The sequence below is a fragment of the Devosia sp. P3_B2 genome, from assembly GCF_056402875.1.
The window spans coordinates 235,913-255,440 of the sequence record NZ_JBFUGO010000001.1; the positions used below are offsets into that span (position 1 = coordinate 235,913).

16 protein-coding genes and 1 tRNA gene are annotated in these 19,528 nt (G+C 66.5%); 5 read left to right on the plus strand and 12 right to left on the minus strand.

The window, feature by feature from the left end; genetic code table 11:
* Nucleotides 1–328: 328 nt before the first annotated feature.
* On the plus strand, nt 329–1,252 hold the full coding sequence (locus tag AC1DV8_RS01220; protein WP_477156175.1) for a pseudouridine-5'-phosphate glycosidase: 924 nt from the start codon (nt 329–331) through the stop codon (nt 1,250–1,252).
* Nucleotides 1,249–2,142, plus strand: coding sequence for a carbohydrate kinase family protein (locus AC1DV8_RS01225; RefSeq protein ID WP_477148259.1), 894 nt, complete (start codon nt 1,249–1,251; stop codon nt 2,140–2,142). The genes AC1DV8_RS01220 and AC1DV8_RS01225 overlap by 4 nt, the downstream gene beginning before the upstream one ends.
* A 549-nt stretch (nt 2,143–2,691) precedes the next feature.
* Here the strand turns inward: AC1DV8_RS01225 and AC1DV8_RS01230 are convergent.
* The 3 genes from AC1DV8_RS01230 to AC1DV8_RS01240 are packed head-to-tail and all read right to left on the minus strand — an operon-like array spanning nt 2,692 to nt 6,579.
* Entirely contained in the window at nt 2,692–3,300 is a 609-nt protein-coding gene (locus tag AC1DV8_RS01230) for a hypothetical protein (protein WP_477148258.1), read from the minus strand.
* Between the two features lie 31 nt (nt 3,301–3,331).
* Nucleotides 3,332–5,887: an ABC transporter permease gene (locus AC1DV8_RS01235; protein WP_477156176.1), complete on the minus strand. Its 2,556-nt coding sequence runs from the start codon at nt 5,885–5,887 to the stop codon at nt 3,332–3,334.
* Entirely contained in the window at nt 5,884–6,579 is a 696-nt protein-coding gene (locus AC1DV8_RS01240) for an ABC transporter ATP-binding protein (protein WP_477148256.1), read from the minus strand. Before AC1DV8_RS01240 ends, AC1DV8_RS01235 begins: the two co-directional genes overlap by 4 nt.
* Before the next feature lie 219 nt (nt 6,580–6,798).
* On the opposite strand from AC1DV8_RS01240, the gene AC1DV8_RS01245 reads away from it, so the two are divergent.
* On the plus strand, nt 6,799–7,854 hold the full coding sequence (locus tag AC1DV8_RS01245; protein ID WP_477156177.1) for an acyltransferase family protein: 1,056 nt from the start codon (nt 6,799–6,801) through the stop codon (nt 7,852–7,854).
* Between the two features lie 25 nt (nt 7,855–7,879).
* On the opposite strand, the gene AC1DV8_RS01250 is transcribed toward AC1DV8_RS01245, so the two are convergent.
* The 7 genes from AC1DV8_RS01250 to AC1DV8_RS01280 all read right to left on the minus strand — a co-directional run bounded on the left by AC1DV8_RS01250 (nt 7,880) and on the right by AC1DV8_RS01280 (nt 16,473).
* Nucleotides 7,880–9,607: a glycoside hydrolase family 9 protein gene (locus AC1DV8_RS01250; RefSeq protein ID WP_477156178.1), complete on the minus strand. Its 1,728-nt coding sequence runs from the start codon at nt 9,605–9,607 to the stop codon at nt 7,880–7,882.
* Nucleotides 9,608–9,622: 15 nt separating this feature from the next.
* Nucleotides 9,623–10,609: an ABC transporter ATP-binding protein gene (locus tag AC1DV8_RS01255; RefSeq protein ID WP_477156179.1), complete on the minus strand. Its 987-nt coding sequence runs from the start codon at nt 10,607–10,609 to the stop codon at nt 9,623–9,625.
* A complete protein-coding gene (locus tag AC1DV8_RS01260; RefSeq protein ID WP_477156180.1) occupies nt 10,591–11,559 on the minus strand; it encodes an ABC transporter ATP-binding protein in 969 nt (322 codons plus the stop codon). The genes AC1DV8_RS01255 and AC1DV8_RS01260 overlap by 19 nt, the downstream gene beginning before the upstream one ends.
* The gene (locus tag AC1DV8_RS01265; RefSeq protein WP_477156181.1) at nt 11,552–12,571 is read right to left on the minus strand and encodes an ABC transporter permease; all 1,020 of its coding nucleotides are present in this window, start codon (nt 12,569–12,571) and stop codon (nt 11,552–11,554) included. Before AC1DV8_RS01265 ends, AC1DV8_RS01260 begins: the two co-directional genes overlap by 8 nt.
* On the minus strand, nt 12,571–13,554 hold the full coding sequence (locus AC1DV8_RS01270) for an ABC transporter permease (protein WP_477148250.1): 984 nt from the start codon (nt 13,552–13,554) through the stop codon (nt 12,571–12,573). The genes AC1DV8_RS01265 and AC1DV8_RS01270 overlap by 1 nt, the downstream gene beginning before the upstream one ends.
* A gap of 51 nt (nt 13,555–13,605) precedes the next feature.
* Entirely contained in the window at nt 13,606–15,282 is a 1,677-nt protein-coding gene (locus AC1DV8_RS01275; protein ID WP_477156182.1) for an ABC transporter substrate-binding protein, read from the minus strand.
* A 138-nt stretch (nt 15,283–15,420) separates the two neighbouring features.
* Nucleotides 15,421–16,473, minus strand: coding sequence for a LacI family DNA-binding transcriptional regulator (locus AC1DV8_RS01280; protein ID WP_477156183.1), 1,053 nt, complete (start codon nt 16,471–16,473; stop codon nt 15,421–15,423).
* A gap of 568 nt (nt 16,474–17,041) precedes the next feature.
* Here AC1DV8_RS01280 and AC1DV8_RS01285 point away from each other — a divergent pair.
* A complete protein-coding gene (locus AC1DV8_RS01285; RefSeq protein WP_477156184.1) occupies nt 17,042–17,617 on the plus strand; it encodes a GNAT family N-acetyltransferase in 576 nt (191 codons plus the stop codon).
* A 136-nt stretch (nt 17,618–17,753) separates the two neighbouring features.
* Complete coding sequence (locus AC1DV8_RS01290) at nt 17,754–18,143, plus strand: c-type cytochrome (protein ID WP_477148246.1); 390 nt, start codon at nt 17,754–17,756, stop codon at nt 18,141–18,143.
* 178 nt (nt 18,144–18,321) lie between these two features.
* Here the strand turns inward: AC1DV8_RS01290 and AC1DV8_RS01295 are convergent.
* Together AC1DV8_RS01295 and AC1DV8_RS01300 are read right to left on the minus strand one after the other, a co-directional pair.
* Nucleotides 18,322–18,397, minus strand: a tRNA-Ala gene (locus tag AC1DV8_RS01295).
* A gap of 53 nt (nt 18,398–18,450) precedes the next feature.
* Complete coding sequence (locus AC1DV8_RS01300) at nt 18,451–19,473, minus strand: NAD-dependent epimerase/dehydratase family protein (RefSeq protein WP_477148245.1); 1,023 nt, start codon at nt 19,471–19,473, stop codon at nt 18,451–18,453.
* Nucleotides 19,474–19,528: the final 55 nt, after the last annotated feature.

The following is a 19,528-nucleotide window of genomic DNA, read 5'->3' on the forward strand; positions in this document are numbered from 1 at the left end:
GTCTTGCGCCGGGAGAATTCGGGTTCGCAATGTGCCCGGAGCCGGGCGCCCATCGATCCGGCGGAGGCTCCGGATCAACAATAACCGTAAGCAGTGACGTGCCCCTTCGCGACGAGCTTTCCAGCCGGCCGAAACGTAGTGGGAAATCCGACGTGGAGCAAGGGTTTTAGGGGCATTCCGGCCATGCCGGGAACCCGGCGAGCACGGTGCTGCGACGCGCCGTCACAGGAGCTTTGGCCGGCCACGCGAACGAGGGGCGGGCGGGGAGTTGAACTGCCGCGGATTTCAGTTCAAGTGAGGGCAAAACCTCGTAGTGAAAGGCGCTCCAGTGAGCCTGAAGAAGCATCTCTCCATTTCCCCTGCGGTCAAGAAGGCGCTCGATGCCGGGCAGCCGGTGGTGGCGCTCGAATCCACCATCATCACCCATGGCATGCCCTATCCGCAGAACCTCGAGATGGCGCAGAACGTCGAGGCGGTGATCGAAAAGCACGGCGCGGTGGCGGCGACGATCGCCATCATGGACGGCAAGTTCAAGGTTGGCGTCACCGCCAAGGACCTCGAGCGGCTGGCGCAGACCGGCGGCAAGGCGGCGAAGGCCTCGCGGCGCGACGTCGCGGCATTGCTCGCTTCGGGTGAAGTGGCCGGCACCACAGTCGCGACGACGATGATGGCGGCGGAGGCGGCGGGCATTTCCGTATTCGCCACCGGCGGGATCGGCGGGGTGCATCGCGGGGCGGAGACGACGTTCGACATTTCCGCCGACCTCGAGGAGCTCGGCCGCACGCAGGTCGCGGTGGTGTGCGCGGGGGCCAAGTCGATCCTCGATATTCCCAAGACGCTGGAAGTGCTGGAGAGCAAGGGCGTGCCGGTGCTGGGGTTCCAGACCGAGGATTTCCCGGCGTTCTGGGCGCGGCAGTCGGGCGGCAAGGTCGACCATCGGGTGGAGAGCGGCAAGGACGCCGCCAAGGTGATCGCGCTGCAATTCGCGCTCGGGCTCGGCGGTGTGCTGGTCGCCAACCCGATCCCCGAGAGCGCGGCGCTCGACAAGGATGAGATCGAGGGCCGGATCAACGAGGCGATCAAGGGTGCCGAGAAGGAAGGGGTGAGCCGCAAGGAGCTGACGCCGTTCCTGTTGAAGCGCATCTTCGAGCTGACCGGAGGCAAGAGCCTCGTCGCCAATATTGCTCTCGTTGAGAACAACGCGCGGGTGGCGGCGGAGATCGCGGTGGCGTTGGCGAAGCTCAAGAAATGAGCGACAGCACCGGCCGGGTTATCGTCATCGGCGACGTGATGACCGACGTCATCGTGATCCCCGAAGGTCCGATCGTGCGCGGCTCGGACCGGCGCGCGCAGATCACGCAGCGGCCGGGCGGCTCGGGCGCCAACCAGGCGGTGTGGTTGGGCTCGATGGGGACGCCCGTCAGCTTCGTTGCCCGCGTTGGGGCGCGCGACAAGCCGCATCTCGAGGCGTATCTGCGCGGCTTCCATGTCGATCCGGTGCTGATCGCCGATCCGGTGAAGCCGTCGGGCATTCTCGTCATCATCGTCGATCCGGACGGAGAGCGGAGCTTCCTCACCGACCGCGGCGCGAACCTCGACCTGTCGCACTCGGACATGCCGGTGTGGCTGCTCGAGGAGACCCGCTACGTGCTGGTGTCGGGCTATTCGCTGTTCGCGGAAAAGCCGCGGCATGCGGCGCGCTGGATGGCGGAAGAGGCGCAGTCGCGCGGCATTCCCGTGGCCGTGGATGCGGCCTCGGTGGGGTTCGTCGAGGAGGTCGGGGCGGACAAGTTCCTCGAGTGGACCAAGGGGTTTTCGACGTTGTTCGCCAATGAGGACGAGGCAGTGGCGTTGGCCGGTACCGACGATGTCGAGGCGCAGATGCGGGTGCTCGGACCGAATTACGGGCGGGTGATTATCAAGCTCGGAGCGGGTGGAGCGGCGGCGGGCGATGCGTCGGGCGTGAAGCAGAGGCTGCCGGCGCCGGCGGTGAATGTGGTGGATACGACCGGGGCGGGCGATGCGTTCGCCGCGGCGTTCGTATCGGCGGAGCTGCGGGGGGCGGATGTCGAGACGTGCCTGCGGCGCGGGATCGAGGCCGGGTCTGCAGCGGTGACCAAGGTGGGCGGGCAGCCGGATTAGGGTTCGGCGCGTGGGGGCTCTACCAAGCGAAACTCACCACCCACAGGCCGTCATCCCGGCGAAAGCCGGGACCCACTGCTCGGACAGTCTGTCTGGGCACAGGCCGTGCCGGTCCATCTCGGCAAGGTCGGAGGGCTAAGGGCGAGTGGATGACCCAGTGCACTGGGTCCCGGCTTTCGCCGGGATGACGGCCGGCGTGCAACGTCAGCACCAAAGAAAATTTGCCCGACTTATCCCCCCGCCTTTCAGCAATGAGACACTGCCCCCGTCACCCACACGGGCGCGGTCGCGTACGGACGGTCGGTGGGGCGATTTCGGTGCTGGGGGAGCCGTCCCCTGGCGGCCGCGACTACGGGCACCCGTCCACCGTCCGTGCTTAGCGCACGGCGTGCGAACGCTTCCTCGTAGTCCCCGCAAAAACTCCGAACAGTTCCGGCGTGGCGACGGCCGTTTCATTGCGGACTACCCGCGTGGTCGAACCCACGCCGGAACCGCCCGTTCTTTGAATCTACCGAAGCCGAGAGGCTGTCGGGCGAACAGGTGCGCCCGCTATTCCGTCTCCATCCCGCACCAATCGAGCGGCTCGGCGGTGTATTTCCCGCGCGTGCCTTCGATGTCGCCGAGCTCCGAGATCATGTGGGAGCGGACGTCTTCGACGGTGGCGTGAGGGGCGGTTAGGCCGCAGCCGCGGGCGAGCTGGTATTGCTCGTTGTCGATGGGCGCGACTTCGTTGCCGGCTTCGGTGATGCGCTTCAACAGGCGCAGCAGGTGGCCGTCGGGGGCGAAGTAGAGGCGGCCTTCGCGGGTGATGGCGGGGCCATCGAAACCCACGGCCATGTTGGGCGAGGTCATCTCGGAGAAGATGAAGGCGAGGCTGCCGTCGGGGCGGTAGCAGGAGGTGTCGGTCTGCGTGGCGATGGCGTCGATCAGCCAGGTCTGGACCAGCACCGAAGAGGCGCCGTCGCCACCGTCGTGGAACTCGAAGTGGTCTGAATAGCCGCCGTCGAAGTTGCGGCGCCAGCCGGTCCAGTCGTTGGGGGCGGTTTCGAGCAGCTTGGTGCAAGCGTCCCAGGCGGCGCGGACTTCGTCGATCTGTGGTTCGGCGGCATGGGCCGCGGGGACCAGCAGCAGGCTCAGGGCGAAGAGCAGTCGGCGCATCGGGACCTCCGTTTGGCGGGACGCTAGCCGATCACTCCTCGCGCAGGAAGCTCGCCGGTCGGGTGGAAAGCGCCGACCAAGTGGTCAGCATGCCAACGACGATGGCGAGGGCGACGGTGCCGATGGCGACCCAGATGAGCAGGGCGGGATCGGCCCAGAAGTCGATCTCCAGCACGAACTCCACGAAGGCCCAGGTGCCGGCGAGGCCGAGGAGTGCCGCGAGGACCGCGGCGAGGAGGCCGAGCAGGCCGTACTCGACGAGATAGGCGCGGAGCACGTCACCGCGGGTGGCGCCGAGCACTTTCATCACTACGGCATCGGACTCGCGTTGCTTGCGGCCCGCGGCCATGGCGCCGGCGAGCACCAGTACGCCGCTGACAACGGCAAGGCCGCCGATGACTTCGACGGCGGTGGTGACGTTGGCGAGGATGGCGGCGAAGGTTTCTAGGGCTTCGCCGACGGGTAGGAACAGCAGGTCCGGGAACTCGGCGACGAGGCGTTGCTGCACCTCGACCTCCTGGCCGGGGACGGCCTTCAACAGGCCGAGATAGCTCAGCGGGAAATCGGCGAGGGCGTTGGGTGATAGCACGAAGCCGAAGTTCACGCTGCCGGAGCGCCAGGCGTAATCGCGGAAGCTGCCGATCTTCACCTTCACCTCGTCGCCGAAGATGCGGAAGGTGAGGATGTCGCCGAGCTTCAGGCCGAGCGGTTCCTTGAGGCGCTGGAACACCGAGACTTCCGGCGGGCCGATGAAGTTGGGCGGCCACCAGCTGCCTTCGGTGATGGTGGACTGTTCCGGCAGGCCTTCGGAGGCGGTTAGCGGGATCTCGCCCTCGAGCACGAAGGCGAATTCGGGCGGTGGGACGCGGCCGAGTTCGGCGATGGGCACGTCGTTGATGGCCTCGATGGCGCCGGTGACCGCGGGCATGGAGGCGAAGGTCTCGACGGATTTGTCGCCGACCGAGAACTGCTTGAGGGAGTCCACCTCGTCCTCGAACAGATCCATGAAGACGAAGCTGGGGGCGTTGGGGATCGACTCGCGGGCGAGCTGATGACGGAGGTTCCCGTCGATCAGCGCGATGAGGAGCAGCAGCGCGAGGCCGAGGCCGAGAGACAGGATGACCACAGGGGCGGGGGCGCCGGGGCGCCAGATCGACTTGATGGCGTTGCGGATCGCCGCGTTGGAGATCGGGGGGATGAGCTTCAGCGTGCGCTGCAAGAGCCAGGCGGCGCCGCGGAGGATCAGGAACGCGACAAGGATGCCGATGGCGTACCACAGCACCAGCAGCGGGCGGCCGGTGGTGAGGGCGGCTAGAGCGTAGATGCCGGCGGCAGCGAGGCCGAGCGGCAGCCAGAGGCCAGGCTTCAGCATGTCACGCCAGTCGAGCCCGCCTTCGACAGCGGAGCCGGCCGAGCGGAACAGCAGCGCGGGCTTCAGTTTCTCGGCGCGGCGCAGCGGCAAATAGCCGAAGGCGAAGCCGGTGAGGGCGCCGAAACCGGCGGCAGTCCACAGCGTCACGGTGTCGACCACCGGCGGCAGCGACAGGCCGATGAGGCTGCCGAGGATCGGCAGCAGCACCAGCGTAAGCAGCGTGCCCAGCAGCAGGCCGAGGATGATGCCGGCGATGGTGAGCAGCATCACCTGGGTCAGGAAGTGGACGAGGATGCGCGGGCCGGTCGCGCCGAGCGCCTTCATGGTGGCGATGGAGCGCTGGCGTTCGGTGACATAGGCGGAGATGGCGTTGGAGACGCCGAGGCCGCCGACCAGCAGGGACGACAGGCCGACAATGGTGAGGAAGCGCGCGAACATATCGAAGAAGCGCGCCAGATCGGCGGTGGCATCCTTGGGACCCGCGAGCTTCCAGCCGGCCTCGGGGAAGGTGGTCTTGATGGCCGCCATGGCCGTATCGGGATCGGTCCCGTTCAAGAGGATCTTGTAGCGATAGCTGGCGAGGACGCCCGGGGCGAGGATGCCGGTGGCGTTGAGGGCATCGACCGACATCAGCACGGGCAGGCCGAACTGCATGCCGGCGGTGATGCGGTCGGGCTCGGTGCCGATGATGCCGGTTAGAGTGAAGGTGGCGTCGCTGATGGTGAGCGTGTCGCCGAGCTTCAGGCCCAGGCGATCGAGCAGCAGCTGGTCGGCGACGAGGCCGAAGCTGCCGTCACCGCGCTTGCCGAGAAGGTCGGGCAGCGGAGCGTCGGCGCCTTCGACGGTCACCGTGCCGATCAGCGGGTAATTGGCGTCGACGGCGCGGATAGCGAGGAAGCTGTTCGAGTCCCCGGCGTCGCCGCGGCCCATGACTTCGACGACTTCGCCGAGCTTGCCGAAGCTCGCGAATTCCTGCCGTTCCTCGGGGTTGGCGGCGCGATAGGAGAGCTGGGCCTCGATGTCGCCGCCGAGCAGGGTGCGGGCATCGCGCAGCAGGGCCGATTGCAGCGCCGCACCGACCGAGCCGACAATCGTGATGGTGCCGACGCCGAGCGCCAGGCAGGCGAGGAGGATGGTGAAGCGGCGGAGGTCGCCGCGCAGGTCTTTCAACGCGACGCGGAGCCAGCCGCGCAGCGTGGTGGCGACCGCATTCACGCGGGCACCCGCTCGCTCAGATGGCCCTCGTTCATGCGCAACTGGCGATCGGCTTTTCCGGCCAGCGACGAGTCGTGGGTAATGAGCAGGATGGCAGTGCCGCGCTCGCGGGCGAGGCCGAACATCAGCTCGATGACATGCGCGCCGGTCTCCTGGTCGAGGTTGCCGGTGGGCTCGTCGGCGAGCATGAGCTTGGGGTTGCCGACCATGGCGCGGGCGAGGCCGACGCGCTGCTGCTCGCCGCCGGAGAGGGCGCTGGGCAGGTGGGTCAGGCGGTTGGCGAGGCCGACATCGGTGAGGGCGGCGGCGGCGCGATCGCGGATCGTCGTCCAGGGCAGCGACGGCTCGGCGATCTCGAGGGTGAGGGCGACGTTTTCGAGCGCGGTAAGCGAGGGGATGAGGTGGAAGTTCTGGAACAGGATGCCGAGCGCGTCGCGGCGGAAGATGGCGAGCTGGTCTTCGTTGAGCTTCGCGATGTCGGTGCCGGCAACGCTGATGGCGCCGGAGGTGGCCTGTTCGAGGCCGGAGAGCACCATCAGCAGGGAGGTCTTGCCGCTGCCCGAGGGGCCGACGATGGCGGTCACCTCGCCGGGCTGCAGGGTGAGGTCGACATCCTTGAGAATGTGCAGCGAAGTGGTGCCGCTCTTCAGATGCAGGTTGATGCCTTTGGCATCGACGACGGGAGCGGGCATGGGGTGGCCGGGTTAGCTGCGATCTCAAGGAGATAGGCGGTGGATGCGGCGGTTCAATGGAGGAAGGAACACTGGCGGAGGTTTTCGGTTCCGGCAATGGGAGGTGGCATCGCTCCTCGCTGCAGAGGTGCTGTCCCCCGTCTTAACCGTAGCGCGCGACGGAGGATTGGGTGCTGCGGCTGGAGTGCTATTGCAGAGGGTGAACGAAAGGTTACCCGGATGGCTGGAAAGCTCTACTCGGTGCAGTACCTGCGCGGCCTGGCGGCGCTGCTGGTGGTGGTCGCGCATGCCTCGGAGCATCCGTTGGCGGACCCGATCTACCTGCAGGCGCGGCTGGGCGAGTTCGGGGTCTATCTGTTCTTCGTGATCAGCGGCTTCATCATGGTGGCGATTTCGGGATCGGGGCCATTCTCGGCGCTGGAGTTCCTGAAGCGCCGGGCCATCCGTATCGTGCCGCTGTACTGGATATTCACGACGCTCGCCGCGCTGCTGGCGCTGGCGCTGCCGGCGTTGTTCAAGAGCACGGTGTTCACCGTGCCGCATTATGCGCAGTCGATGTTGTTCATCCCGCACGAGGCGCCTGGTCGAGGCGGAACGAGCCCGCTGCTGAGCCTGGGCTGGACGCTGAACTATGAGGTGTTCTTCTACCTGGCGTTCGCGCTGCTGGCAGGGCTGGCTGCTGGCGGGCGGGTCGTGGCGCTGACCGCGGGGTTTGCGGCGCTCTATGTGGCGGGTGAGGTGCTGAAGCCGACCGATCCGCTGCTCGGTTTCTACATGCACCATGCGGTGCTGGCGTTCGTGGCCGGCGCGTGGGTGGGCCTGGGATATATCAGGGGCGTATTTGCGCGGCTGCCGGCACTGGCGATGCCAGGGCTGGTTGGGCTCGCGGCAGTTGGCGCGATCGTGGCGTTTGGCCTCGACCGGACACCCTATGAAACGGCGCTGGCGTTCGTATCGCTGGTTGGGCTGGCAGTGGCGCTGCTGGTGATGGGGCTGGCTCGCGAGGCTGCGCTGCCGCGGAGCCCCTGGCTGGAGAAGCTGGGGGATGCCTCCTATGCGACCTACCTGGTGCATATGTTCGTGGTCGGCGTCGTAGTCGCAGTGGGGACGCGCGTGCTGCCGGAGGGGCTGGGGAGTTACTTCGGCATGGTGGCGGTGGCGATCGGGCTGGCGCTTGTGGCCGGGGTGATCGTGCACGAGCGGGTCGAAAAGCCGCTGCTGCGCGTGTTGCACAAGCGACCGAGAGCGGCGCGCACGGCGGTGCCGGCGCAGTAGCTCAGCCGGCCGGCCGCCCGAAAGCTCAATACTCCGTCATCGCCAGCAGGAACCAGGCCGCGTGGGGGAGCCATTGTTCGCTCCAGCGCCAGGACTGGAACGGGTCCTCGGTCTCGCAGAAGCCGATGTCGGTTTCGTCCGTGAGCGACGAGGTGATGCCGTTACAGATGCCGCCGTCGGCGTTGGGGAATTTGGCGGGTCCGTAGATGGCCCAGTTGCGGCCGAAGCCCTGCAGCATGCACGAGTGATAGGGGTTGAGGCCGAGGATCCAGTCGATGGCACGCTGCGACTGGATGCGGGCGAGCTCGGCGGTTTCGGGGTCGATGTGGGGCATGGCGCGGCGGAGCGCGTAGGCGAGGCTGCCGAGGCGGGCGTTCTCGCCCTGCCACCAGTAGCCGCTGTCATTGCCGTGCGGGTAGAAGAACTGGGTGCCGATATCGCCGTCGGTGCGCTTCACCAGCTGGCGCGGATAGGCGAAGGGGTTCGTGACTTCGGCGGTGATGGCGGCGAGGTGCTTCACCACTTTGCCGAGGGCGGCGGAGATGCGCGCTTTGTCGGCCTCGGGGGCGATGGCGAGGTAGTCGACCAAAGCCGCGATCGGCAGGCCTTCGTCGGAGGCGTGGAAGAACGGGCGGGTGCCGTTGTCGGCGCGCCACCAGCCGTCATAGCCGTAGCCACCGGCGAGACGATCGAGCAGGCTTGCGACGCGCTCGCCAGCTTTCACCAGGTATTCAGGCTTGCCGGTCGAGCGGCTGAGTTCGGTAGCGGCGAGCAACGCGCAGTAGTCGTCGATGATGTTCTCTTCGCCGTTGTCGAGGTACTCAAGGTTGTGCTCTTCGAGATGGGCGAAGGCGCGTTCGGCTGTGGCGAGGTACTGCGCGGCGGTGAACTCGCCGTCCTGCTTGAGCCGGGAGGCGCGGGCGAGAGCGGCGATGGCCATGCCGCCGCCTTGGCGGTAGCCGGATTCCCAGGTGTCGTGCTTCAGACCCTTCTGGGTGGAGTAGGAGCAGATCTCGCGCTGCGCCGTGTCGCCCGACCAGCGGTCGAAGACAGTCATGTAGAACATGCCGGCGGGATCGCACATGCGGACGAGGAAATCGGCGCCCCATAGGGCTTCGGTCCGGAAGGCGGCGTGGAGGTTCGCATCGATGTGCGGGCAGACGGCGGCCTTGCTCAGGGCCCAGATCACCAGCGGGGTCTGCTGCGGGTTCATGAAGTTGGCGTAGCTGAGGTGGCTCAGGTATTTCGACACATCGCCCGAGGCATCGTACCAGCCGCCGTGCACGTCGGCGCGCGAATTGCGCTTGTTGCCGATGAAGGCGATGGCGCGGTCGGCGCTGTCATAGAGCTCGGCGGCGCGCTGGCTCTGGAAATAGCGCAGCAGCGCTGGAGGGAAGCGCTCAGCGTAAAGGGTTTCGGCGATCTCGAAGGGCTCGGAGACGAGGCGGGCCCCGGTCGCGTCGAAGGCTTCGAGGATGAACTGACCGATGCCGGTGAACGCGGTGAACTCGGCTGTCTGCCAGCGCTGGGCCTTCCAGCTGTCGACGCCGGCAGCGTGGCCGGGCGTGGTCTCGAAGACGACATCGCCGGTTGCGGCATCGCGCAGGTGGAGCGCGGTGAACTCGGGACCTGCGCCAAGGGCGAGGACGGCGAATTTCGGCCCCGCGGCCTCGTAGCCGACCTGGTTGGTGGCGATGGCGCGGCTCGAAAAGAGCGCAGGATACTGGGCGTTGATCGCCAGGAGCTGGTTCATTTTGGGGTAATCCGGTCAGAGGTGGTGGCAGCGGGCCATGTGGCTGTCGCCGACGGTGGTGGGGCCGGGCATGACTTCGCGGCAGATGTCGGTGGCGCGCGGGCAGCGCGGGGCGAACGGGCAGCCGCGGCTTTCGGCGGTCCAGAGCGGGATATCGGCGGCGCGGCGGACGGCGGCGCCGGTGATCTTGTTCTTGGGGTTGGGCACCGCGGCGATCAGGAGCTGGGTGTAGGGGTGGCGCGGGTTGTCGGTGATCGCTTCGCTCGGGCCCTGCTCGACGAGGTGGCCGGCATACATCACCGCGGTTTCCTCGGCGAAGTAGCGGGCCGTGGCGATGTCGTGGGTGATGTAGAGAGCGGCGAGGTTCTTCTCGCGCTTCAGGTCCTCGAGCAGGTTGAGGATCCCCAAGCGGACCGAGACGTCAAGCATCGAGGTGGGCTCGTCGGCGAGGAGTACCGTGGGCTCGACCGAGAGAGCGCGGGCGATGGCGACGCGCTGGCGCTGGCCGCCGGAGAGCTCATGCGGGCGGCGCTTCAGGAACTCAGCGGCGGGGACGAGGCCAACCTGGGTGAGGAGGGCTTCGCTTTGCTCGCGGACTTCCTTTTTCGTGAGGCCAGGGCGGTGGATGCGCAGCGGGCGCTCGAGGATGTAGGCCACCGACTGGGTAGGGTTCAGCGAGCCGAACGGATCCTGGAAGATCATCTGCACTTCGGCGCGGTAGTCGGTCAGCGCCTTGCCGGTGAGCTTGCCGACGTCGGCGCCGTGGAAGGCGATCTGACCGGCGGCGGGCTCATAGACACGGGCCAGCATGCGGGCGCAGGTGGATTTGCCGGAGCCGGATTCGCCGACCAGCGCCAGAGCGCGGCCGGGGGTGAGCTTCAGCGAGATGCCTGAGAGCGCCCGCAGCGTGGTGCGCTTGCCGACGAGGCCGCCGAGCGTAAAGCTCATGTCGACGTCGCGCATTTCGAGGATGGGATCGGCGGTCATGACAGCAGATGACATGCAGCTTCTCCTCCGGTGGCGGGCGTGGGGCGGAGTTCGGGGGCGAGGCGGGTGCAGAGCGGGATGGCTTCGCCGCAGCGCAGCGAGAAGCGGCAGCCTTCCGGCAAGGCGCTGAGGCTGGGCGGCGATCCGGCGATTCCGTCGAGGCGGACGCGCGGGCCGGTGAGCGGCGGGAAGGAGCGGCCGAGGGCGCGGGTGTAGGGATGCTGCGGGGCGGTGAGAATGGAACTGGCGGGGGCCACTTCCACCAGCTCGCCGGCGTACATCACGCCGATGCGGTCGCAGAACTCGATCATCAGCCCGAGATCGTGGGTGATGAACAGGACCGAGAAGCCGAAACGGGCCTTGAGCTCGCAGATCTGCTCGATGATGTCGCGCTGCACCACCACATCGAGCGCGGTGGTGGGCTCGTCCATGATGATGAGCTTCGGTTCGAGCGCCAGCGCCATGGCGATGCAGATGCGCTGGCGCATGCCGCCCGAAAACTGGTGCGGGTAATCGTCGAGGCGACGCGGGCTGATGCCGACCAGCTCGAACAGTTCGGCGGCGCGGGCGTGGGTTTCGGCGTGTCTGGCGCGCGGGCGATGGGCGAGGATGGCGTCCTCGATCTGCTCGGAAACCTTGATCACCGGGTTGAGGGCGTTCATTGCAGACTGGAAGACGAAACTGACCTCGCTCCAGCGGTAGCGGCGGAGGCGCTCCGCGGTGAAGTTCAGCACGTCCTCGCCCATGAAGCGGACGGCGCCGCCGCTGACGAGCCCGGGGAGCCGGGTGAGGCGGGCCAGCGCGAAGGCGACGGTGGACTTGCCGCAGCCGCTTTCGCCGGCGAGCCCGAAGGCCTCGCCGGGGCGGATGTCGAAGTCGATGCCGTTGACGGCGCGCGACACGGTATTGGCGCCGACATAATCAACGGTGAGGTTGCGGACCTCGAGCAGGGGTGAGTCAGACAAAATCGGCACTCCGGTTGCGGCGCTTGAGGAACCGGCGGATGGGGCCGATGCGGCGGGTGGCGGCGAGTTGTGGATTGGTGATCTCGTCGACGGCGAAGTTGACCATGACGAGGGCCGCACCGGTCAGCATGATGGCGATGGCGGGCGGCCAGATTTCGTACCAGGCGCCGGTCTGCAGGGCCTGCGCGCGCATGGCCCAATAGAGCATGGTGCCCCAGGTGACGGAGTTGGGACTGCCGAGCCCGATGAACTCGAGTGCTGCCTCGGCGAGGATGCCGTAGATGGTGGCGAGGACGAATCCGCCGACCACGAACGAGCTCATGTTGGGCAGGATCTCGCGGACGATGATCCGCCATTTCTTCTCCCCCATCAGCTCTGCCGCCAAGACGAACTCGCGGCTTTTGAGCGCGAGGGTCTGGGTGCGGATGGTGCGCGCACTCCAGCCCCAGCCGGTCAAGGCAAGGACGAGGCCGATAACGGTCGGCGACGCCTCCTCGATGAAGCTGGCGAGGACGATGATCAGCGGCAATGCGGGGAGGACGAGCGAGACGTTGACGAAGAAGGTGAGGACCTCGTCGGTCTTGCCGCCGAAATAGCCGGCAGAGATGCCGACGGCGAGGCCGATCAGGGTGGCCGAGAAGCCGGCGATGAAGCCGACCGTGAGGCTGGCGCGGCTGCCTTCGAGCAACTGGCTGAAGTTGTCCTTGCCCTGGCGCGAAGTGCCGAGGAAGTGCTCGACGCCGGGCTGGACGTGCGGCTTACCGGCGCGGCGATAGGGGTCATAGGGCGTGATCAGTGGCGCCAGCACGGCGAGGATCACGAAGATCGCAAGGATGACCAGCCCGAACAGGCCCTTCTTGTTGGTGAGGAAGAGCTGGGCCCAGCCGGGGAGTTTCGCGAGAAGGCGCGAGCGGGGGCGGACGCCGAGCTCGGCCATCAGCTCGCGCTGCGTGGGGGCGGTGAGCTCGGCACGCGGCGCGGCGGCGGTGAGGGCGGGGAGGATGTCGGTCATCAGGCTCTCCCGATCGAGCGCAGGCGGGGGTCGAGGATGACGTTGAGGACGTCGGAGGCGAGGTTGGCGATGAGGACGCTCATGGTGAGCAGGATCAGCTGGGCCTGGATGAAGGAATAGTCGCGCGTCTGGATGGCGTTGAGGGTGAACTTGCCGAGCCCTGGATAGTTGAACACCACCTCGGTGATGAAGGCGCCACCCAGCACGTAGCCGATCGACAGCGCCAGCGAGGTGATCTGCGGCAGGATGGCGTTGCGCGCCACGTAGCGGTTGCGGATGCGGCGGTCGGACAGGCCCTTGGCCTTGGCTAGAATGACGAAGTCCTCGTTGAGGAGGTTGATCATCGTGTTGCGCATGCCCAGGTGCCAGGCGCCGAAGCTGACGATGACGATCGAGGCGACGGGCAGCACGGCGTGCCAGGCGACGCTGACGAAGGTCTCAAGATTGAAGCCCGGGGTGAGGTTCATCTCGTGGGCGCGGCCGAGCGGGAAGATCGCCCATTGCATAGTGAAGGCGTACCAGAGCAGCAGCGCGACGACGGCCGGGGTGAAGGCGTTGAGCATCACGTTGATGGGGGTGAAGAAGGTGTCGAAGAAGCCGCCGCGGCGCCAGGCCGACCAGATGCCCATCGTGATGCCGATGCCGAAGGAGAGCGCGGTGGCGGTGCCGACGAGGAGCAGGGTCCAGCCGGCGGCGTAGAAGAGGAGGCTCGCCGTCGGCTCGGGGAAGTTGACGGTCGAGATGCCGAAATCGAAGTGCGCGAGGCGCCAGAGATATTGCAGGTACTGGTCCCACATCGAACCCTCGAAGCCATAGGTCTTGCGGATGGCGTCGATCTGATCGGGGCGCAGCTTGCCGCGCAGTGACAGCAGGATGCGGGTCGCCGGATCGCCCGGCATCAGCCGCGGGATCAGGAAGTTGAGGGTGATCGCGACGAAGAACGCCCCGAAGTAGAACCCCAGTCTGCGGAGGAGGAAGGCCATCGCGTACCCCGAGCGTGATGGGGACGGGCGAACCCGTCCCCGAGGATCAGCTTACTTCGCCACCGGTGTCAGGCTCAGCAGAACCTTGACGCGTTCGTGGATGCCGGAGGGGTTGTTGGGACGGGCCCAGGCGTTGTCGGCGTCCGGCCAGCCGGTGAAGTTGCGGGTCGAGTACTCGTACCAGGCGGGGTTGGAGAACAGGGTGATCACCGGCAGGTTCTCGGCTACCTGCTTCATCACAGAGGTGACTTTTTCCTTCTGTATGGCGACGTCGGCCGTGGCGCTGATGGCAGCGAGGTCGGCTTCGATGCCCGGGATCTTCATCTGGTGCATGGACTGCTCGTTGAGTTGCCCAGGGACCATGGTGCGCGGGTTGAACATCGAGTGATAGGTGAACCAGGGTGTCGAGCTGAGGTTCGTCCACATGATGTAGACATCGAAATTGCCGGTCGGGATGTTGTCGAACCAGGCGCCTTCCTCGGGGGTCTCCATCTCACCGTTGATGCCGATGTCCTGGAGGTTCTCCGAGACGGTCTGCAGCGTATTCACCCAGTCGTCCCAGCCGGCCGGCACGGCCATCTTGAAGGCGATCGGCGTGCCGTCGGGATTGTCGCGCCAGCCGTCGCCGTCCTTGTCGACGAAGCCGGCGTCGTCGAGGACTTTCTTTGCCGCATCGGGATCGTACTTCATCAGGTACTGGTAAGGCGCGAGCGCCGCGGTATCGATCCAGTCCTTGTAGAACATGCCTTCGCCGATGGGATATTCGGCGGGCGTGGTGAGGCCGAAGGTGGCGATATCGACCAGGGTGCCGCGGTCGATGGCCATCGACATGGCTTTGCGGAACTCGAGGTTGTTGAACGGCGCCTTGGTGGTGTTGAGCTGCAGGTTGGTGCCGGCATCGGGCGGCAGCCAGTAGTGGTTGTCCGGGCTCTTCGACGCATAGGTGATATCGGGATCGGTGATGCCGTCGGTGGCCCAGTCGAGATCGCCATTGGTGATGGCGGCTATGACTTGGAGATTGTCCGACAGCTGCGGGTATTCGATGCAATCGATCTTCACGTCGGCCGCATCGCGGTAAAGCGGGTTCTTGCAGAGCTTGAAGGCGTTGCGCGAGAAGTCGCGCACCTCGGTGAACGGGCCCGTCGCCACCACCTTGGGGTTGGCGTAGTTCACCGGATCGGCGACGTCCTTCCAGATATGCTCGGGCAGCGGGAAGACCGGGCCGATATTGAGACGGGCCAGCGAGTCGGCGGCTTTCAGCTCGAAGCGCACGGTGTGATCGTCGACCGCCACGACATCGACGATCGAGCCGGTGTCCTTTTCGGCATTGTAGATGTCGTAGCCGACGGGGAAATCGAGATGCGCCTTGGCGTAGTTGAAGGTGAAGACCACGTCGGCGGCGGTGAACGGCTCGCCGTCGGACCACTTCACGCCTTCGCGCAGGTGGTAGGTCACGCTCTTCAGGTCGTCGCCGAGTTCATATGAGGTGGCGAGAGCCGGGAAGTCGTTGTCCGGGTGCCAGACATTGTCGATCCACAGCGGCTCATAGGCGAAATCCTGGACGTAGGCGTGCGGGCCGGTGAGGTTGTAGGGGTTGTAGTTCTCGACATGCGCGTCGGTGTGGACCGGGGCGATGCGGATGATCACCTCTGCCTGTGCCGCGGTGGCGAGGGCCGTGCCGGCAAGGGCGGTGGCGGCGAGAAGGGTCAGTAAACGCAGTCGGTGCATGGCTAGTCTCTCCCTGTGAGATCGATCCCATAATCGATAGGCCAGTGTGCAGTCGAAATAGGCTCCTGAGGCGCAGTCCTAGGTTTGTCGCGAGATCGAACCGAAAAAGTCTCAGAACTTTTCCTGATCTCGCTCTGGTCAGTTGGTCGTCAGCGCCGGCGCCGCAACGCGGGACGTCGGCGAAAGGCTTGGCACCGGACCGACGCTCTGGCGCATGATCAGCTCGGTGGGAATGGTGATGACCGGATCGGCCGGCGGCTCGCCATCGAGGATGGAGAGCAGCAGACGGGTGGCGACACGGCCGGCCTCATCGACCGGCTGGCGCACGGTGGTCAGCGCCGGGGTCAGGTGGCGGGCATGGAAATTGTCGTCGAAGCCGAGCAGCGAAATGTCCTCGGGGACGCGCTTGTTGGCTCGCTTCAAGGCCAGCAGCGACCCCGCCGCGACGTCGTCGTCGCCGGCAAAGATGGCGGTGGTCTCGGGCCGTTCGGCGATCAGCCGGGCCGTGGCCTCGTGGCCGAAGGTCTCGGAGAAGCTGCCGTGCTCGATGAAGATGTCGTCGCGGGTAAGGCCGAACTCGGCGAGCGCCGCATCGATGCCGCGCAGCCGCTCGTGGGTATCGTGGTAGATCGGGCCGCCGGAGAGATAGATGATGTGGCGGTGGCCCTCGGCGAGCAGCAGGCGCATGCCGTCGAGACCGCCGGTGAAATTGTCGATGCCGACGCGGGCGAGGGCCGGCGGGCAGTCGTTGCCGCCGACGCTGACCACCGGGATCCTGGAGCGGGTGAGGATCTCTAGCGCATCGTCGCGCAGGGCGTTTTCGAGGTAGAGGATCAGCCCGTCGCAGGCGCGATCGACCAGCTCGATGATGGCGCGGGCCTCCTCATCGCGGTCGGCATAGCCGGAGGCGACGATGATGCTCTTGCCCGCGTGGCGCGCCGTTTCCTGCATGCCGCCGATCATCTGGGCGTAGAACGGGCTCGAGACGTTGACGACGACGCCGCCGATGATATTGGAGCGATTGGAGCGGAGGCCCCGCGCCATGGTGTTGGGGCGATAGCCGAGCTCGAGGATGGCGGCTTCGACGGCCTTCCGGGCTTCCTCGGAGACATAGCCGTTGCCTGCGATCAGCCGTGAAACGGTGGATCGGGAAACGCCGGCCTTCTTCGAGACGTCGGTAATCGTCGCCATCGGGTACTCGACATGAGATCGATCCCACATATGAGCGTGACGATGGCAGGGTTGTCAACCGGATGCAGCGAGCTGACTGGAATCTGGTGGATACTCTCAGATTCCAGTGCAGCCGGGAGCGCTCAGGATATCTGCCGCGCTGTGCCCGCTGGGCCGGACCGCACGATCACTGCAAGCCTTGCCTGCGGAGTGGAGCTCATTGAAAATGAACGACGATTTGCACGACCTTGTCGCGAGGGTGCCGGCTTTCGAGGTGGAGATCGGGCGGTTGTCTGCGTGCAAAGCCTCAACAACGAAATCTGGATCGTGACCCTGCCGGCGTCGAGCGAGCGCTATGTCCTCCGGGCGGCCAGCCTCGTCGCCAACACGCACCTGGGGGTGCGCCGGGACGAAAGCGATGTTCGCGAGCCTCGATCAGTAGCAGGAGGCGGAGGCGGCGGAAGTGAGGGCTGCCGCTGGTCAGGGCGAGAGACACCTGGTCGCCCGAACCTTGCCGTCAAGTCGTTCGGGTTGCATCGGGCCGCGGTTTGCTGCCTGATGCCCGCTCTACAGCCTCGGCGAGAGAGCGATGGCCAGCTTCTCGACAAGACCGCTCGACCCCGGCACCTGGCCGGATTTTGCCGCCCTGGTAGAGCGCCACAACGGCGTCTGGGGCGGCTGCTGGTGCATGGCGTTCCACGCCGAGGGCGCGGGGCATGAGGGCGCCGCACAACACCGGGCCGACAAGGAGGCGCGGGTGGAGAGCGGCAATGCCCACGCCGCGCTGGTGTTCGACGGCGATACCTGCGTCGGCTGGTGCCAGTTCGGCTCGCCGGCGGAACTGCCGAGGATCAAGGCGCGCCGGGCCTATGAGGCGGAGCCGCAGACACTGCCGGACTGGCGCATCACCTGCCTTTTCGTCGACAAGGCCTATCGCAAGCGCGGTGTCGCAGCGGCGGCGCTGGCCGGCGCGCTGACCGAGATCGGCCATCTCGGCGGCGGCACGGTGGAGAGTTTTCCGGAGGACGCCGAAGGCCGCTCGGTGTCGTCGTCGTTTCTCCACAACGGTACGTTGGGGATGTTTGAGCGGGCGGGGTTCGAGCGCCGGCGCAGGCTGGGGAAGGACCGATGGCTCGTGACGGCTGAGGTGCCCAGGCGCAGCTAGAAATCAAAGCGTCACGGTCGACTGCTGCGGGCGACGCGGTCTAGGTGACGGCGCCGGGTTGCTCTATACTGCTCGGTGATGACCCGACGATCCGGGAGCTGATTTCGGTCGCGAGGCCAGTCAGGGAGGTCGTGAGATGGTTCGGACCGCGGTTGCGATTGCCGCCCTCATGATGAATGCCGGAGGCGCGTTGGCGCAGGGCGATGTGGCTCTGGGCGAGGAGATGTTCCAGTTCAGATGCGCCACCTGCCACGCGGTGGGTGAAGGCGCCAAGAACGGCCCTCCGCTCAACAACCTGATCGGGCGCCCCGCTGCCTCCGTCGAGGGTTTCAAGTACTCGGACGGCATGGTTGAGGCGGGGCAAGGCGGGGTGGTCTGGGATATCGAGACGCTTACCAAGTTCATCACCAAGCCACGCAGCGTGGTCAATGGCTCGAACATGTCCTTCACGGGGTTGCGCGACCCAGACGATGTTGCCAACGTCATCGCCTACCTCGCCACCTTCTCCTCGCCGCCGGCCCAATAGCCGGCGTAGCAGCAGCGAAGCGTCGTCGCGCCGCCTCACGGCCTGCGTGGACACCGCTCTGCGGGAGGCTATGGCGCGGATTCTATTCGGTCATCCGCAGAAAATGGCGTGCCACCGTGAAGCGCGCTTCTGCAGGTTAGCCAACGGAGTGCATTGAGCTAGATAGTGAAAATCGAAGTGGTGGAGCTGAGCGGAATCGAACCGCTGGCCTCATCATTGCGAACGATGCGCTCTCCCAACTGAGCTACAGCCCCGCTTCGATGGCGCGCTTATTAGCCAATCTCGCGCCGTTGGACCAGTCCTTTTTTCAGGCGAGGAGACGCTGGGCGATGAGGCTTTGCGCGGTGGCCACGGCGGCGTCGGGGCCGGGGATGGTCGGGCGGGCGAGCAGCAGGCGGCCGCTGTTGCCGTCGACGCGGCGGATATGGCCGAGTTCGGCGGTGTTGGAGCCGATCTGCGGGTCGAACAGGCCCATCAGGCGGACCACCCAGTTGGGCAGCTCGAAGCGCGGGGCGCGGGAAGAGGCCTGGGGCAGGGCGGCGCGGAGCGCGCTGGCGAGCTCGAACAGGGTCATCTCGCGGTCGGACAGGATGTGACGCTTGCCGCCGGCGTCCGGTGCGGTCATGGCGGCGACCTGGGCGGCGGCGACGTCGCGGACGTCGACGATGGAGAAGCTCATCTTGGGCGCGGCGGGCATCGAGCCGTTGAGCAGGCGAAGCACCAGCGCGCCGGAGGTGCCGACATCCTCGTCGAGCAGCGGGCCGAGGATGGCGCCGGGGTTGATGGTGGCGAGGCGGTCGCGGGCCTTGAACTGCTCGGCGATGCGCCACGCCTCGCGTTCGGCGCGGAGCTTCGATTCGGGATAGGCGCTGACCTTGGGGCTGTCGGTATTGGTCCAGTCAGCGGTGGTGAAGGTTCGGCTGTAGTCATCGTGGCCGTAGGCGATGGCGGCGATCGAGGAGGTGACGACGATGCGCTCGACGCCCGCGGCGAGCGCGGCGGTTACGGCGCGGCGGGTGCCCTCGACGGCCGGGCGGATCAGGTCGTTCTTGTCCTTGGGCATTTCGAGGACGAAGGGGGAGGCGACATGCTGCAGGTAGCGGACACCGGACATGGCCTCGGCCCAGCCCTTGTCGGAGAGCAGGTCGAGGGCGACGAACTCGAGGCGGGAGGTATCGGCGCCGTGGGCGGCGAGGGTTTTCCTCACCTTTTCGGCCTTGTCGAGGCTGCGCACCGAGCCGCGGACGGTGTAACCTTGCTGGAGGAGTTGCAGGGCGACGTGGCCGCCGAGGAAGCCGGAAATGCCGGTGAGCAGGACGCGGTCTGACATGGTATCTCTCCGTTGAATTGAACGATATGTACGAATATCGTTCAATTCGTTCAAG

Coding starts and splice junctions, on each gene's coding strand:
- AC1DV8_RS01225 (WP_477148259.1), top strand. CDS start 1,249: ATGAGCGACAGCACCGGCCGGGTTATCGTCATCGGCGACGTGATGACC.
- AC1DV8_RS01230 (WP_477148258.1), bottom strand. CDS start 3,300: ATGCGCCGACTGCTCTTCGCCCTGAGCCTGCTGCTGGTCCCCGCGGCC.
- AC1DV8_RS01240 (WP_477148256.1), bottom strand. CDS start 6,579: ATGCCCGCTCCCGTCGTCGATGCCAAAGGCATCAACCTGCATCTGAAG.
- AC1DV8_RS01245 (WP_477156177.1), top strand. CDS start 6,799: ATGGCTGGAAAGCTCTACTCGGTGCAGTACCTGCGCGGCCTGGCGGCG.
- AC1DV8_RS01250 (WP_477156178.1), bottom strand. CDS start 9,607: ATGAACCAGCTCCTGGCGATCAACGCCCAGTATCCTGCGCTCTTTTCG.
- AC1DV8_RS01255 (WP_477156179.1), bottom strand. CDS start 10,609: ATGTCATCTGCTGTCATGACCGCCGATCCCATCCTCGAAATGCGCGAC.
- AC1DV8_RS01265 (WP_477156181.1), bottom strand. CDS start 12,571: ATGACCGACATCCTCCCCGCCCTCACCGCCGCCGCGCCGCGTGCCGAG.
- AC1DV8_RS01270 (WP_477148250.1), bottom strand. CDS start 13,554: ATGGCCTTCCTCCTCCGCAGACTGGGGTTCTACTTCGGGGCGTTCTTC.
- AC1DV8_RS01275 (WP_477156182.1), bottom strand. CDS start 15,282: ATGCACCGACTGCGTTTACTGACCCTTCTCGCCGCCACCGCCCTTGCC.
- AC1DV8_RS01280 (WP_477156183.1), bottom strand. CDS start 16,473: ATGGCGACGATTACCGACGTCTCGAAGAAGGCCGGCGTTTCCCGATCC.
- AC1DV8_RS01285 (WP_477156184.1), top strand. CDS start 17,042: ATGGCCAGCTTCTCGACAAGACCGCTCGACCCCGGCACCTGGCCGGAT.
- AC1DV8_RS01290 (WP_477148246.1), top strand. CDS start 17,754: ATGGTTCGGACCGCGGTTGCGATTGCCGCCCTCATGATGAATGCCGGA.
- AC1DV8_RS01300 (WP_477148245.1), bottom strand. CDS start 19,473: ATGTCAGACCGCGTCCTGCTCACCGGCATTTCCGGCTTCCTCGGCGGC.